Source organism: Shouchella rhizosphaerae (assembly GCF_036700015.1).
GTDB lineage: Bacteria > Bacillota > Bacilli > Bacillales > Bacillaceae_D > Shouchella > Shouchella rhizosphaerae.
Genome location: NZ_CP144921.1, coordinates 1,869,531 through 1,885,064, shown reverse-complemented (window position 1 = coordinate 1,885,064; position 15,534 = coordinate 1,869,531). Strand labels below are relative to the sequence as shown.

Annotated in this window: 15 protein-coding genes, 1 tRNA gene and 1 other RNA gene; 7 read left to right on the top strand and 10 right to left on the bottom strand. The window is 45.5% G+C overall.

The window, feature by feature from the left end; all coding sequences use genetic code 11:
* Nucleotides 1-58 precede the first annotated feature (58 nt).
* Together V5G21_RS09405 and V5G21_RS09400 are read left to right on the top strand one after the other, a co-directional pair.
* Nucleotides 59-724, top strand: a complete 666-nt coding sequence (locus tag V5G21_RS09405; protein ID WP_338465486.1) for an RNA polymerase sigma factor — start codon at nt 59-61, stop codon at nt 722-724.
* Nucleotides 725-743: 19 nt separating this feature from the next.
* Complete coding sequence (locus tag V5G21_RS09400) at nt 744-1,325, top strand: ATP-dependent Clp protease proteolytic subunit (RefSeq protein WP_011244899.1); 582 nt, start codon at nt 744-746, stop codon at nt 1,323-1,325.
* A 188-nt stretch (nt 1,326-1,513) separates the two neighbouring features.
* Here the strand turns inward: V5G21_RS09400 and ffs are convergent.
* From ffs to V5G21_RS09380, 4 genes are all read right to left on the bottom strand, one after another.
* Nucleotides 1,514-1,780, bottom strand: an RNA gene (gene ffs, locus V5G21_RS09395) — signal recognition particle sRNA large type.
* Nucleotides 1,781-1,858: 78 nt separating this feature from the next.
* A complete protein-coding gene (gene tadA / locus V5G21_RS09390) occupies nt 1,859-2,356 on the bottom strand; it encodes a tRNA adenosine(34) deaminase TadA (RefSeq protein ID WP_035202587.1) in 498 nt (165 codons plus the stop codon).
* A gap of 104 nt (nt 2,357-2,460) precedes the next feature.
* Nucleotides 2,461-2,553: transfer RNA gene (locus V5G21_RS09385), tRNA-Ser, on the bottom strand.
* Between the two features lie 170 nt (nt 2,554-2,723).
* Nucleotides 2,724-4,331, bottom strand: a complete 1,608-nt coding sequence (locus V5G21_RS09380) for a glutathione ABC transporter substrate-binding protein (protein WP_095237430.1) — start codon at nt 4,329-4,331, stop codon at nt 2,724-2,726.
* 495 nt (nt 4,332-4,826) lie between these two features.
* Between V5G21_RS09380 and V5G21_RS09375 the strand changes: the two genes are divergently transcribed.
* From V5G21_RS09375 to V5G21_RS09360, 4 genes are read left to right on the top strand one after another with little or no spacing between them, the layout of a single operon-like run.
* Nucleotides 4,827-5,717, top strand: a complete 891-nt coding sequence (locus V5G21_RS09375) for an ABC transporter permease (protein WP_338465485.1) — start codon at nt 4,827-4,829, stop codon at nt 5,715-5,717.
* Between the two features lie 22 nt (nt 5,718-5,739).
* Nucleotides 5,740-6,690 (top strand): ABC transporter permease, encoded by a 951-nt coding sequence (locus V5G21_RS09370; protein ID WP_011244895.1) that lies wholly within the window; start codon nt 5,740-5,742, stop codon nt 6,688-6,690.
* 18 nt (nt 6,691-6,708) lie between these two features.
* Complete coding sequence (locus V5G21_RS09365) at nt 6,709-7,740, top strand: ABC transporter ATP-binding protein (RefSeq protein WP_011244894.1); 1,032 nt, start codon at nt 6,709-6,711, stop codon at nt 7,738-7,740.
* On the top strand, nt 7,709-8,728 hold the full coding sequence (locus V5G21_RS09360) for an ABC transporter ATP-binding protein (RefSeq protein WP_011244893.1): 1,020 nt from the start codon (nt 7,709-7,711) through the stop codon (nt 8,726-8,728). Before V5G21_RS09365 ends, V5G21_RS09360 begins: the two co-directional genes overlap by 32 nt.
* Nucleotides 8,729-8,784: 56 nt before the next feature.
* Here V5G21_RS09360 and V5G21_RS09355 read toward each other — a convergent pair whose 3' ends face one another.
* The 3 genes from V5G21_RS09355 to V5G21_RS09345 are packed head-to-tail and all read right to left on the bottom strand — an operon-like array spanning nt 8,785 to nt 10,985.
* Nucleotides 8,785-9,507 carry an amino acid ABC transporter ATP-binding protein gene (locus tag V5G21_RS09355; protein WP_011244892.1) on the bottom strand — a complete coding sequence of 241 codons (723 nt, stop codon included), beginning with the start codon at nt 9,505-9,507 and terminating at the stop codon, nt 8,785-8,787.
* Nucleotides 9,504-10,142, bottom strand: a complete 639-nt coding sequence (locus V5G21_RS09350) for an amino acid ABC transporter permease (RefSeq protein ID WP_338465484.1) — start codon at nt 10,140-10,142, stop codon at nt 9,504-9,506. Before V5G21_RS09350 ends, V5G21_RS09355 begins: the two co-directional genes overlap by 4 nt.
* A 42-nt stretch (nt 10,143-10,184) precedes the next feature.
* Nucleotides 10,185-10,985 (bottom strand): transporter substrate-binding domain-containing protein, encoded by an 801-nt coding sequence (locus V5G21_RS09345; protein ID WP_011244890.1) that lies wholly within the window; start codon nt 10,983-10,985, stop codon nt 10,185-10,187.
* 209 nt (nt 10,986-11,194) lie between these two features.
* Between V5G21_RS09345 and V5G21_RS09340 the strand changes: the two genes are divergently transcribed.
* Nucleotides 11,195-11,641 carry a PH domain-containing protein gene (locus V5G21_RS09340; protein ID WP_338465483.1) on the top strand — a complete coding sequence of 149 codons (447 nt, stop codon included), beginning with the start codon at nt 11,195-11,197 and terminating at the stop codon, nt 11,639-11,641.
* A 173-nt stretch (nt 11,642-11,814) separates the two neighbouring features.
* Here the strand turns inward: V5G21_RS09340 and V5G21_RS09335 are convergent, their stop codons facing one another.
* Genes V5G21_RS09335 through V5G21_RS09325 form a run of 3 tightly spaced genes read right to left on the bottom strand, consistent with a single transcriptional unit; the run spans nt 11,815 to nt 15,534 of the window.
* Nucleotides 11,815-13,260: an aldehyde dehydrogenase family protein gene (locus tag V5G21_RS09335; protein WP_338465482.1), complete on the bottom strand. Its 1,446-nt coding sequence runs from the start codon at nt 13,258-13,260 to the stop codon at nt 11,815-11,817.
* Nucleotides 13,261-13,273: 13 nt separating this feature from the next.
* Entirely contained in the window at nt 13,274-14,332 is a 1,059-nt protein-coding gene (locus tag V5G21_RS09330; protein ID WP_095237427.1) for a homoserine dehydrogenase, read from the bottom strand.
* A gap of 8 nt (nt 14,333-14,340) precedes the next feature.
* Entirely contained in the window at nt 14,341-15,534 is a 1,194-nt protein-coding gene (locus V5G21_RS09325) for a M20 metallopeptidase family protein (protein ID WP_011244886.1), read from the bottom strand.

The following is a 15,534-nucleotide window of genomic DNA, read 5'->3' as shown; positions in this document are numbered from 1 at the left end:
TTTTGCTCCAAAGAACGTTCTTATTTTATATAGAAAGCAAAAGAAAGGAGATGCTTCGATGACAAGCAACCGCACAGCTGACTTTCAAAAGGCTTGGGATAAATACGCCCAAAGTACAAAGAATCACTGTTTGGCTTTAACAAAAAATCGCTGGGAAGCGGAAGATTTATACCATGACACCTGGCTCAAAGCTTGGTCCCATTGGCACAAAGCAGGCTTAACTCGACTCACAAATGCTTATTTCACTACGATTGCCAAGCATACATTTATCGACCGCTGCCGTAAAACAAAAAGGCAGCCTTCGCAAAAACCTTTGGTTGAGGGAAGTGCTGCCATGTTTAACGCCGGCTCAGACCTTGAGTATTTGCTTAAACCGCTTGTATCAAGCCTGACAGTCAAGCAACTAGGCATGTTTTTGCTTGCAGACGTGTACAAATGGCCGTTAAAAGACATTGCCCAGGCGTGCCAGCAGTCACTAGGATCTGTGAAAGCCACTCTGTTTCGGGCACGGCAAAACGTATCCAAACATGTGCGCGGACATTTGGAGAAGGACTGGCAACTGGTAGACGAGCAAGCTTTGCATGTCCAACTGCTTGTAAAAGCACTGACTGAAGAAAATACCGCATTGATTGTGCAATTGGTAAATGAGACCGTTCCAGCGTCTGTTTTGTATAGCAAGCATATGAAAATGCAAACGCCAGCACCACAGGCGCTGGCTGCTTAAGTAAAAAGGAGCGATTTTGATGAACATACCGATTCCATATGTGATGGAACAAACCCGTTACGGGGAGCGGAGTTACGACATTTACTCTCGTCTCTTGAAAGACCGGATTATTTTTATCGGCGATGAAATTACCGACACTCTTGCGAACAGCGTCACAGCCCAACTGCTTTTCCTTGCCTCTACCGATCCTGAAAAAGACATTTCCATTTACATTAACAGCCCTGGCGGCTCCGTTTCTGCGGGCTTTGCCATCCTCGATACGATGCTCTACATCAAACCAGATATCCAAACGATTTGCACCGGGATGGCCGCCTCATTTGCAGCTGTTCTTCTAGTAGGAGGGACCAAAGGCAAACGCTGCGCTTTGCCCCATGCAGAAGTCATGATTCATCAACCTCATGGCGGCATGAAAGGGCAAGCGTCTGATATGGACATTTACGCACAGCGGATTTTGAAACAACGCAAAGAAATTAACCACTTCATCGCGGAAAGGACTGGACAAACGCCTGACAAAATCGCCACCGACAGCGAACGTGACTACTTTATGAGCGCTGCGGAAGCAAAAGACTATGGCGTAATCGATAACATTCTTCCAGTCTAACTTGTGTCGAGCGGCGGCAGGTCACTGTCGCTCGTTTCTATATAATTGCCAAGTATGAAAAGTCTTTGGCTAAAATAAAAACGCCCCATTCAGCCAGGCAATACTGACCGATGGAACGTCGTTTCATTCATTTCGTTTTTAAGCTATGCGGCACACATTATGTCGCATCTACAAAAATATAGTAAATACCGTGCACCTTTCCTCGATAACAGCGCCACAAGCGTTACCTGAGCAGTTAGCTCGATCCAGGCACCTCTGCGGCACACGGAAGGGTCCACTTACTGCTGCTTCCTTCCGGACCTGACAGGGTTCATGGGTTTCCGTTGCGCAGAACCCAAACGTCAACACCACTTACTCAGGGCAGGCCTTGCAGCACCGAAACCTCAAAAAGGGATTCAACCTCGCTATAGCGGATTGCGAGTTACAGGGCACCGCTACCTCCCCATCTAGCACGGCAAATTGTAAATAAAGGTAAGCACCTAAAGGTAAGGTGCAAGTTCAAGTATACTAGATCGACTAGACAAATGCAACCGTTAACGGCCTTCTTGCAAATCCTGTTTTTTCCTTTTTTGGTCAGCGCGCAGTTTCCGGAAAAATGCCGACAACTTCTCTCCACATCTTTCTTCCAGCACGCCGCTAATCACTTCACAACGATGGTTAAAACGCTCCTCTTGTAAAAGATTCATCAATGTGCCAGCACAGCCAGCTTTTTGGTCCCGTGCTCCGTAAACAACAGTTTGAATACGCGATTGCACAATCGCGCCAGCACACATCGGGCATGGTTCGAGGGTGACATATAGCGTGCAGCCTTCCAGCCGCCAAGCGCCTAGTTTTTTGTTTGCCTGTTCAATCGCCAACAGTTCAGCATGAGCGAGCGCTGAATGGTTGGCCTCACGCAAATTGTAGGCAGAGGCGATGAGCTTGCCTTCTTTTATAATCACTGCGCCAATCGGCACTTCACCGATTTCCTCTGCCTTTGCTGCCTCTTCTAAAGCCACATTCATCCATTTTTCATGTGTTCCTTGATCCATCGATGACCATCACACTCCTGATCGTGTTAAACGATTCCTTGTTATCACTATATAATGATAAAGAAAAACACGGCCACTCCAGTGGTCGTGTATATATGCGAATATGGCGGAGGAAGAGGGATTCGAACCCCCGCGCGGTGTGACCCGCCTGTCGGTTTTCAAGACCGATCCCTTCAGCCAGACTTGGGTATTCCTCCGTTTAACTGACAAAAGCTAGTATACGCATTTTTAAGCGAAAATGCAAGTATCCGTCACGATGATTCTGTCGACAACCTATTAGACGAATAGAAGACGATTGTCAGACGAGGACGTATGCGAGCGTGTGTCTACAGTCTAAAAGGCTGCCAAAATTGGCAGCCCTTCATTTTTATTGCTCAATATACGTGTCGTGGAACAAGAAGTCGCCTGCAGGCGAAACGGCAATGTTTTTCACTTCATCGCGGACGCCATTCAAATATTTTTTCGTTGTTGTAAACACAACTGGCACTTCTTCATTTAAGATTGTTTGTGCTTCAGCATAAAGCTCATTACGCTTATCTTCATCTATTTCTTTGGCAGCTTCATCTAAAATCGCATCCAAATCAGGATTTGAGTAGAACGAACGGTTGCCTGGCTCACCCATGCTATCAGAATGGAAGAGCGGCGCTAACGCGTAGTCTGCATCTCCTGTAGCTGAGCTCCAGCCAAGGATAAACATTTCATGTTCACCGTTTGCCGTTGCATCCAAATATGTTGCCCATTCTTGGATATTGATGTCAACCGTAATGTTCAGATCAGCTAGTTGATTTTGGATGTATTGCGCTAAATCAACACGTGCCGCTGTATCATTCGTAGAAAGTGTTACTTCAAAGCCATCTTCATAGCCTGCTTCTGCAAGTAATTCTTTCGCAGCTTCTACATCATAAGAAAGCGGCTCTGCATTTGGATCATGGCCAATAACGCCAGGAGAAACTGGGCTTGTTGCCGGAAGTTCATAGCCGTCTAAAATATCGTTAGCAATTACATTTTTATCAATCGCCATTGCAATTGCTTGGCGGACGCGGACATCATCAAAAGGCTCTTTCTCAGTATTAAAGCCAAAGTAAGAAGCAGAAATGCTTTCCGTTTCTAACAAATGTGCGCCGTCTGTTGCTTCCAATTGAGCAACACCTGACACATCAAGCGGTTCAATAAAATGAGAGCTTCCTGTTTCCAGTTCCGCTAAACGCGTGTTGCCATCTGGAACCGTTTTGAACGTGACAGAATCAAGTTTTGCTGGCTCGCCCCAATACTCTTCGTTTTTCTTGAAGACAAGTTCAGAAGAACCGATTTGGCCGCTTTCATATTTAAAATAACCTGTTCCTGCTGGGTTTGCATTCACTTCAGTCGAAGGTTGTTCGCCGTTTTCCATCGCCTCATAGTCAGCGTCGATAACGTCAGGGCTAATCATCAAACCAGCGTTATGAGCAAAGCTATAAATGAGCGGCGCAAACGGTTCTTCCGTCACGAACTCAATTTCATAGTCGTTGATGACGTTAATTTCTGAAATCTCTTCAAATAAAAACGCCCGTGGTGAGGCAAGTGCTTCATCGGTAATACGTTCAATATTCTTTTTAACGGCTTCTGCATTGAATTCCGCGCCGTCATGGAATTTAACACCTTCTTGCAATTTGAACGTCAACGCTGTTCCCTCGTCATTCCACTCATAACCCGTTGCCAGACTTGGTTGTAGTTCCATGTTTTCGTCAAAATCGACTAATGTTTCATAAACTTGCCCTTGGACTTGGCCAGATGGCACGTCATTGACTTGGTGCGGGTCTAAGGCAACAATGTCAGAGTTCATTGCTACAACAAGATCGCCGCCTTGTCCGCTTTCTTCTGCGCCTTCACCGCCGCCGCCCGTGTTTGTGTTTTCATCTGGTTCACTGGAGCATGCAGCGAGTCCAGCAGCTACAGTTAAAGCCATAACACCGTATAACGGTTTTTTTACATTCATTATTTTTATCCCCCTTGTTCTCTTAAATTTCTGTAAAACAAATTTCACTATATACTATTTTACACAAATAAACAATGTCCTGCTTTAAACATTCACATTAATCGGGACTTTAGTCATAATTATTTATACTAATATATTGATTTACTTGATTTTAATGGTAATATACTATGTTTTATTGCTTTCTTCAGCGCATTTCTTTTATTTTCCTATTATAATAGCGACCATTTTCCACTCTTGGTTCACAAGAGTGGATCGGAAAGTATGTTCCCATTCGTTTCATAATCGGTCTCAAGGATGCCAACTGGATTTATAGTGACTCACCCCTGATTCGATAAATCTCCATAAAACTGTGTTCAAATCCGAAAATTCCCTTTGCATATGTCGACATTATTCGCTAAAATACTATATTAAGATTGCTATTTTAGATTGTTTTCGTTTTAAGACGTGTTGTATAATCAGATGATGCGTATAAGTTGAAAAGAAAGGAAGTTGAATATGTCTCAGGATACTGCAAGTCAGCCAATCGGCCAAGTTGCACAAAAGCCTTGGGTGCGAAATTGGAAGGCTTTTTTAGGTCGTTTGTTGTCGAACAAGTCTGCCGTCTTTGGCGGATCGCTGATTATTATTCTAGCAATCTTAGCCGTCATCGGTCCTTGGATTGCTCCACAAGGCATTAATGAACAAGACTTTGCACTTAAATTACAAGGACCTACTACTGAACATTGGTTCGGCACCGATGATTTTGGCCGTGATGTGTTCTCACGTATTTTACACGGTTTAAGCATTACGTTTCGTATTGGTTTCGTTTCCGTCGCCATCGCCGGCACGATTGGAACCGTTATTGGCATTATTTCTGGCTACTATGGCGGTAAGCTCGATGCGATTATTATGCGGATTATGGATATTCTTTTAGCATTTCCAAGCATTATCCTTGCACTTGCAATCGTTGCGACACTCGGGCCTGGCTTGAATAACATTATTCTTGCGGTAGCAATCAGCGCATTTCCAGTATTTGCACGGATTGCAAGAGGCTCAACACTATCTGTCAAAAAATTAGAATATATCGATGCTGTAAAAGCGCTGGGTGCTAGCGATACTCGCATTATTTTTAAGCATATATTACCAAATACAATGTCGCCATTAATTGTACAATCGACTTTATCGATTGCAACTGGTGTTTTATCTGCCGCAGGCCTCTCTTTTCTTGGTTTAGGCGTTTCGCCTCCTAGCCCTGAATGGGGTGCGATGTTAAATAGCGGAAAAGTATACATGTTCCAGGCTCCGCATATGACTTACGCCCCTGGACTAGCAATTGTCTTGTTTGTCCTCGCCTTTAACCTGTTCGGCGATGGGCTTCGTGATGCGCTTGATCCAAAGACAAAATAATTTATAGAAAAGAGGTGCGCCTATGTTTAAGTTTTTAGTCCGCAGATTGCTCCAGCTCATACCTGTTATCATCGGGGTAACATTAATTGTTTTTTCATTAATGCATTTTATTCCTGGCGACCCCGCTCAAGTACTTGCAGGCGAATCGGCTACGCCTCAACAAATCGAAGCCATTAATGAACGACTCGGTCTAAATGACCCTTATCCAGTTCAATATTTTCGTTATATGACCAACTTAGTTCAATTCGACTTAGGGAATTCTTTACGGAATGGGCAGCCTGTTTCTGATTTAATTCTCCAGCGAATAGGCATAACGCTCGAACTTTCGATATACAGTACAATTCTCAGTATTTTCCTTGGCTTGATTGCAGGTGTCCTGTCTGCCACAAAGCGTGGTTCATTCCGTGATTCTGCGATTATGGTGTTGGCTTTGTTTGGGATGTCCATGCCAAACTTTTGGCTTGGCCTTGTGCTTATCCAATGGTTTGCATTAGGAAACATTCCATTTATCGGGAAATTTATCGATACAGCTTGGTTTCCTCCTTCTGGGTGGGGCAGCTTTGAGCAACTTGTGCTACCTGTATTTATGCTTGGCATTTCAGGGGCAGCGATTGTTGCCCGGATGACTCGTTCCAGCATGCTAGAAGTTATTAACCAAGACTATATTCGCACGGCCCGTGCCAAAGGGGTTAGGGAGCGGATTGTTATTTATCAACATGCTTTAAAAAACGCGTTAATTCCAGTTATTACCGTAGTTGGTTTGAGCTTTGGCAGCTTGCTTGGCGGTGCCGTTCTCGCCGAGAGCGTGTTTGCCATTAACGGAATGGGCCGGCTAATTTACGACGCGATTAACAACCGTGACTTTCCTGTCATGCAAGGTGGCATTTTAGTTGCTTCGCTTTTATTCGTCCTTGTTAACTTGCTTGTAGACATTGCCTATCGATTCGTAAACAAACGGGTTGAAACGGAATAAATCGTTTAAGAGAAAGGAGTGAGACGATTGGCTAATGATCCGATCTTGCAAATACGTGATCTACGTACTTCTTTTTTCACAAAGGAATTAGAAGTAAAAGCGGTAGATGGTGTGACATTTGATGTGGAAAAAGGAAAAACGCTTGGCATTGTTGGGGAATCGGGTTCTGGTAAAAGCATTACGTCCCTATCAATATTAAATTTGCTCTCACATCCAGGAAAAGTGGTCGGTGGGGAGATTTTGTTTAAGGGCGATGATTTGTTGAAAAAAACGCCTGCGCAAATGCGGAAAATTCGCGGCAACGAAATTTCGATGATTTTCCAGGAGCCGATGACATCGTTAAACCCGACCTTTACAGTCGGGCAGCAAATTAGTGAGTCTTTTCGCATTCACGAACATTTATCCAAAAAAGAAGCACGCGCTCGTTCCATTGAGATGTTGAAACTGGTTGGCATTCCTTCTCCTGAGAAACGGATTGACCAATACCCGTTTGAGCTTTCAGGCGGAATGCGGCAACGTGTCATGATTGCAATCGCTCTTGCGTGCAACCCACACTTGCTCATTGCGGATGAACCGACAACCGCACTCGATGTGACGATTCAAGCGCAAATTCTTGAGTTAATTAAAGACTTGCAAAATCGCCTTGGCATGTCTGTTATTATGATTACTCATGACCTTGGGGTTGTAGCGGAGACATGCGACAACGTCGCCGTGATGTACGGTGGACAAGTCGTGGAGTACGCCTCTGTCCATGACTTGTTTACAAAACCGCGCCACCCATATACAGTCGGCCTTATGCAATCGTTGCCGCGCCATGATGAAGACGTAGAAGGCGATTTGTCTATTATAAAAGGTTCTGTGCCAGCGCCAGCCGATATGCCAAAAGGCTGCCGTTTTGCGCCTCGCTGTCCATTTGCAAGCGACATTTGCAAAGAGCTGCCTGAACTCGAAACAAATGAAGACGGCAGCCAAATCCGCTGCTGGATTTACACGGATAAATGGGATAAGCCGGAGGTGAATGTACGTGAGCAATACGCTACTAAAAGTTGACCATTTAAAGCAATATTTCCCGATTAAAGGGGGCTTCTTAGGACGGACGGTCAACCATGTCAAAGCGGTTGATGACATTTCGTTTGAAGTCAAAGAAGGCGAAACGGTCTCGATTGTAGGTGAGTCAGGCTGCGGAAAGTCTACAACTGGCCGAGCAATTCTCCGTCTTGACGAACCGACTTCAGGAAAAATCCAGTTCCAAGGCGAAGATTTGCTTTCACTGAACCGCAACCAAATGCGGAAAAAACGCAAAGACTTGCAAATTATTTTCCAAGATCCGTATGCATCGATCAACCCGCGGCAAACGGTTCGCCAAGTGCTTTCAGAAGCGATGGCCATCCAAGGCGTTGCGCCTGCCAGGGATCATGATCGGCTTATTCGCGAACTAATGAAAACAGTCGGTCTAGGCGAACACCAAATTGATCGCTTTCCTCACGAATTTAGTGGCGGCCAGCGTCAACGCGTTGGAATCGCCAGAGCCTTGGCTGTCAATCCAAAATTGATCATTTGCGACGAAGCGGTTTCCGCGCTTGATGTATCGATCCAAGCACAAGTCATTAACTTGCTCAAAAAATTGCAACGGGAACTAAAATTAACGTATTTGTTTATTTCCCATGACTTAGGTGTCGTCCGTCATATTTCAGACCGCGTCATTGTCATGTATCTTGGCCGCATTGTGGAAATGGGCGATAAAAAATCGGTTTTCGATAATCCTCAGCATCCGTATACAAAAGCGTTGCTGTCTGCGATTCCAAAACCGGATCCGAGCATAAAAAAAGAGCGCATCATTTTGCAAGGCGACGTGCCATCGCCAATTGATCCCCCAAGCGGATGCCGTTTTCATACACGTTGCCCATTTGCAACAGAAAAATGCAAAACAGAAGTCCCTGAATTGCGGACAACCAAAGGAATGGCAAATAGCCATGCCGGAGCATGCCATTATATGGAGGAAATTTCTTCTGGCGAACACCAACCTGCTTATTCTTAAAAACGCGCAAAAGCCTGCTTTTGGCCATTTTGATGGCCGAAAGCAGGCTTTTATGTTTACAAGACTTTGCTTAAAAACGATTTTGTACGCTCGTTTTTCGTTTGTTCAAAAATCTCTACAGGCGTGCCCTCTTCAACAAGGCGACCCTCATCCATAAAGAAAACGCGATCACCGACTTCACGGGCAAACCCCATTTCATGTGTGACGACAATCATCGTCATCCCTTCCAATGCCAATTCTTTCATGACAGAAAGGACGTCGCCGACAAGCTCAGGGTCCAGTGCGGACGTCGGTTCATCAAACAGCATCACTTTCGGATTCATTGACAACGCTCTTGCAATCGCCACACGCTGTTTTTGTCCGCCTGACAAGCTGGCCGGGTAAGCATCTGCTTTATCCTCTAAACCGACTTTCTCAAGAAGCTTCTTGGCTGCCGCCACCGCTTCCCCTTTTTCAATACCCCGCACTTTCAATGGCGCAAGTGTGATATTTTCCAATACTGTCTTGTGAGGAAACAAATTAAAATGTTGAAACACCATGCCCACTTCCTGGCGCACAGCGTTAATATTCGTTTTCGGGTCGGCAATATTGACGCCATCAATGACGACTTCCCCAGATGTGATGTCTTCAAGCCGGTTTAAACAGCGGAGAAACGTACTTTTCCCAGAGCCAGACGGGCCAATAATGCAAACGACTTCCTTTTCGCGAATGTCCGTCGTAATTCCCTTTAGTACTTCATGGTCTCCAAACGATTTATGCAAATCCGTTACTTTAATCATGTCCGTTCCAGTCTCCGTTCTGTGTAGCGTAATAAAAGGGAAGCCGGAATCGTGATCGCTAAGTAAAACAGGCAGACAAGCAAGTATGTATCAAAATACGAAGCAGATAAGCCAGTATACGTTCTGCTTTGATACATTAAATCGGCAACGGCGATCGTCGATAAAAGCGACGTATCTTTTAAACTGATAATAAATTGGTTGCCGAATGGAGGGATCATCACTTTAATGGCTTGAGGCCAAATAATATAGCGCATTGTTTGACTCCCTGTTAAACCTAGCGACCTGCCAGCTTCCATTTGCCCTTTGTCTATCGATTGTACCCCGCCGCGGACAATCTCGGCAATATAGGCGCCTGAGTTAATCGCAATGACAAAAATACCAGTATAAAGCGGATCAAACCGTAAATCCAACAGACCTGGAATGCCGAAATGGATAAAAAAGATTTGCGCCAGCAAAGGCGTCCCTCGAATGACTTCCACAAAAATCGCTGCGATTGCTCTCACAAATCCAATACGAGATAGACGCATCAATCCGAAAATCGAGCCAACGATACTTCCTAAAAAAACACCGACGAGCGTAATTAAAACCGTGTATTTCAAACCTTCCCATAAAAAAGGCAATGCCCCAAAATCCATTTTTTATCTCACCTCTTGATGAAAAGCTGGCATAGCGATGTTTCACATGCCTTCTGGTCGTTCTCCGAAGTACTTTTCATAAATATCGCCGTACGTGCCGTTTTCCATGAGCGTCGCCAGCGCTTCATTTACTGGTTCAACGAGGTCTGAGCCTTTTGGAAAGGCAATCCCATATTCCTCACCTGTTAAACGCTCGCCTACCATTTTCATTTGTCCTTCTCCTTGCTGTTGCATGAAATACTGCACATTAGGCATGTCATATAAAACGGCATCGACGTGGCCAGCAAGCAACGCTTGGTAGGCTTCTGTAATTTCAGGGTAAGCATCCACTTGCGCCTCCGTATTATCTTCTAAATACGTTTGGCTCGTCGATGACAGCCTTGTCGCCACTTTTGTGGACGAAGTGATGTCGTCTATCGATTCGATCACATCATCCTCTTCTGCTACCGTAAGGACTAAGCCCGATTCATAATAAGGGTCGGAAAAATCAATGTTTTCTTTACGTTCTTCAGTAATGGTCATCCCATTAATGGCAGCGTCATAACTTCCTTGTTCAATCCCTGACAATGCCCCAGAAAAATCCATTTGCTGAAATTCAACAGCAAAACCAGCTTCTTCAGCGATCGCTTTCATTAATTCGATGTCAAAGCCTGTTAGTTCATTTGTCTCTAAATCAATAAACTCAAATGGGACAAAATTATTATCGGTAGCCACTTGGTAAGTTTCAACATTGTCACCATCCGCCCCGCCTGTATGGTCGCTCGTCCCTGTTTCACTATTATTACAAGCTGCGAGGACGAGAACAGCACTTGCTACAAAGGCAGTCCCTATTCGTATGGTCATAGCCATCCCCCTTTTTCTTTTTTTCTGTTAATTATGCTAGTTTAGCATGTTGGTATTGTTAGTACAAAAGCGTTTATCCTTGTTCTCCCTCGGTGAGCACAAGCTTGGTTAAGGAATACCTCGCTTTTCTAGTTCATTCGCTATTTAGCAGCCAATAGACCACTCATTCATATGATATCATTCTTACAAAAAACAGGCGGTGGCCGTAATTGGTTTTTAAAAGCGAAAAAGGAATCACTTATTCAGTGATCATGTATTCCCTCATGATCGTATTAAGCATCGATATTGTCTTTGACTTGAATGTAGCCGCGTTTCCTGTGCAGAATGCTTTTATAAAAAAGCCAGTATTGGTACTGTTTTTGCTCCTGATTGGTTCGATATTTTTCAGGACAAAGTATGTCCTTAAACCAGAGTCGAAAACCATCGTCGTTGTGTTTGGTTTTTATAAGAAAACAATCAACATCAATACAATTAACGCTATGAGGTTTACAAAGGATTTTTTCGCTTCCCCTGCGCTCTCAAGCAACAAAATTGAAATCGAATACAGTCACTCTAATCTTATTCGAATTTCTCCTAAAGAGAAGCAGTTCTTCATAGAACAAGTGAAAAAAATCAATCCTGACATACACATAAAGCAAACAAAAAGAAAGTACTAGGATGCTAAAAATCCAGTTCGTCGGCGAATTTCTAAGACCGGCTTAACGTTAAAAATCTCTTTCCCACTGAAGCTGCTTATCTACCTATACTTAAAAACCAATCACCTAGCCTAATAGAAAATCCGAGGCTTAGGCTATAAGCTGAGGTTGGGAACAATCTGTTCCCAACCTCTTTACCCATTATCGCGTAATTTAAAACAAACCACTTTCTGTTCTGTCATCTCTAATATAGAAAACTTTACCCCTTCTCGTCCTAATCCTGATTGCTTTGTTCCTCCAAACGGCATCGCATCAATACGGAAATCGGAGCTATCATTGACCATGACACCGCCTGCTTCCAGCTCTCGAATTGCCTGAAAAACAGCATTCATATTCTCTGTAAATAAGCCCGCATGCAAGCCATAGTCCGATTGGTTGGCCCTTTCAATTCCCTCTGCAAGAGACTTGATCTTATAAAGCAAGACCACTGGCCCAAAGATTTCTTCTTTAGCGAGCATGCACTCATCTGGAACGTTTTCAAGTACAGTCGGTTCATAAAAAGCGCCGCGCCGCTTGCCTCCGCATAAAAGGGCTGCGCCCATCCGCAGGGCGTCGTCTACCATGAACGCAACACGCTTTGCTTCTTTTTCAGATATAAGGGGGCCCATATCGGTCTTTTCAGATAGTTTCTCACCCATCAAGTAAGCACAGGACTGCTTTACAAACAGCTCCTTAAAGCGGTCATAAACCTCTGCGTGGACGTACAAGCGCTGCACGCCTATGCAGTTTTGCCCCGCTGCCCAGAAGGCACCGCTCACATTTGCTTTTACTGCGTCTTCAATCTGGGCATCCTCAAGGACGATGACTGGTGAATTAGAGCCAAGTTCCATGCTTTTTTTCTTCAAACCTGCCTTTTTGGCAATTTCAAGCCCAGCCTCCATTCCCCCTGTGAAGGAAACCATTCGCACGTCAGGATGGGTGATGAGCACATCGCCAACTTCACTGCCCAATCCGGTCATAACGGACAGAATCCCTTTTGGCAAATCTGCTTCCATAAAGGCTTCGGCTAACAAGAGTGCGCTTAATGGCGTTGCTGTTGCCGGTTTTAGCACAATCGCATTGCCTGCAGCAATAGCTGGGCCAATCTTATGGGCGACCAAATTCAGGGGATCGTTAAAAGGCGTAATGGCGCCAATGATGCCAAGAGGATGTCGTTCATAATAACCAAAGCGCCCTGTTCCCCCTGGGGACTGGTCAAACGGAATCGTTTCACCGGTTACTCGGCGTGCCTCTTCCGCGCACAGTCGCAATGTCTCGACACACCGCCCCGTCTCCTTCCGTGCTTCGCGAATCGTTTTGCTCCCTTCTGTAGCAATGGTCCGTGCAAATCGTTCTTTGTGGGCATCAACAAAATCGGCAGCTCGATTTAAAATGGCCATTCGCTTGTAAACAGGAAGAGCAGCCGATGCTTTCGCCCCCTCCTTTGCACGAGCAATTGCCTGCTCCATATCTGTTTTTGATGCTTTTGGGACAATTGCGACCAACTGATCATTTTCTGGATTTCGGACTTCCATTGTCTCGGTCCGGTCTACCCATTCGCCTGCGAGCAGCATTTGTTGCCGCCTTAAATCCAGTTTCATTGGACCGCCTCCTTTACTGATTCGTCACTTTTCTATTCTCCTCCATAAAAAAGTGGCAATCGACCAAATCACTTAACAAGGCATAGCCAGTTTCCTTCTTGCCTGCCCCTGCCCCTGTCAACGTAATATCCCCCGCTAGGTCGCAGCTGTACGTAATCGCATTTGTGGCGCCGTCAATTGATGAAAGGGGGTGGCTTGAATCAAGCAATATCGGTTTGACAGCCGCCTTCATACCGTCAGCGGTTCTTCGAATTGTGCCAAGCATTTTCCAGCGCTTCCCTTGCTGTTTCGCGGTCTGAATCTCGGCAGCTGATAACGTCTTTAAACCGACCCGTTCCACATCGTCAGGCGTAAGCGCTTCTCCCATAACGGTATTGGCCAGAATGACAATTTTGTATAAAGCATCGTAGCCTTCCACATCGCTTGTCGGATCGGCTTCAGCGTACCCTTTTTCCTGAGCTTGTTTTAAAGCGTCATGATAAGACATCCCGTCTTCCATCTGTGTTAACATATAATTCGTTGTCCCATTTAAAATTCCATTCACTTCCGTAAACGTATTTCCAATGAGTGCTGTACGGGCTAAGCGTAAAGCCGGCGTTCCGCTCATAACCGTGCCTTCAAAACCAAGGTAGACACCGTTTTCAGCCGCTAACTCTGACAGTTGTTTGTAAGCCATTGCTATCGGCCCTTTATTTGTCATCACTACATGCTTTTTTGCCGCAAATGCCGTTTTGCAGTGTGTGATGGCTGGTTCGCCTGTTTTGATATCCGTAAACGTCGCTTCAACAATGACATCCGCATTGGTCTGCACGATCGTCGTCATTGCATCAAGACCCCTCACAAGCGTAGCGGAGTTAGGATAGTCTTCTAATGAGCCAACGGTTGCTGCCAAGTGAAGCACTTTATCGAGATCGAGACCATTTGGATCATACAATGACCCAATTTTAAAATCGGAAATTGCCACTACTTTAGGCGCCATTCCCGTTTGCTGCCTCGTTTTTTCACATTGATTGGCCAAAATTTCTGCCAAACCTTGGCCGACAACGCCAAAACCAAGAATCGCCAATTTCATGGTCGCACTCACTCCTTTTTATTTAAGGCATCCGCGCATACGCCTGCCATTAGCGCAGCTCCTTTTGAAAGGCAAGCTTCATCGATTTGGAACTGTGGCGTATGCAAATCAAACTCGCCATGGCGAGGCTGGCACCCTAAGAAAAACATCGCCGCTTTTGTCGTTTTGGCCATATGGGCAAAATCCTCACTTCCTAACCCGTAAGGCCCAGTAACAATACGGTCATTTGGATAAAGATGGTGGGCCGCCTGTTTGATTAGCGCAATCGCCTCACTGTCATTCACGAGCGCTGGCTCGCCTCGTTTGACTGTACATGCGCCTTCACCGCCAAATACATTGGCTACAGCAAAAGCATTGCTTACTTCTTCCGTAAGTTTTTTGCGAACATCGTCGTTGTAACAACGGATCGTGCCTTCTACTTCAACAATTTCAGGGATGACGTTGTTTGCTTTGCCGCCATGGATTTGGCCAATGCTAATCACGGCCGGTTCAAGCGGGGAGGCAAAGCGACCAGTCAGTCCGTAAATCGCCGGCAGCACTTGCGAAAGCAACCATATGGCGTCAACGCCTAAATGAGGATACGCGCCGTGCCCCCCGCTGCCTGTAATCGTCCCTTTAAATGCATCAAAGCTGGCCATGCTCGCACCGCTATGGACTTGAATCGCATTTGGACGCAGCCACGGACACATATGAAGCGCAAAGGCGATATCGGCTCCAGCCATCGCCCCTGCTTCTATCATATAGATAGCGCCAGTCTTCCCCGCTTCATCCATCTTCTCTTCAGCTGGCTGAAACAAAAACCGAACTGTGCCGTTTCGGTACCCTGCCTGGTGCCGCTCGCTTAAAATCGTCGCTGCGCCAAGTAAAATCGCCGTATGGGCATCATGCCCACAAGCATGCATCGTCCCTTGTTTGATGCTAGCAAATGAATGTGGCAGTTGTTCCTCGATCGGCAATGCATCCATGTCAGCGCGCAAAACCACGGTTTTTCCTTGCTTTCCAGCAAGTTCAGCAACGACGCCATATCCACCGACTTGTTCCGTTACGACCATCCCAGGCAAACGCCTAAGCACCTGTGCCACAAAAGCAGCGGTTTCCTTTTCTTGAAAGCTACGTTCTGGATGTTTATGCAGGTGCCGGCGCCATGTTATAAGCTGATCTTGCAATTGTTCAGCTCGCTCTCGGATTCCAACAACATTCAT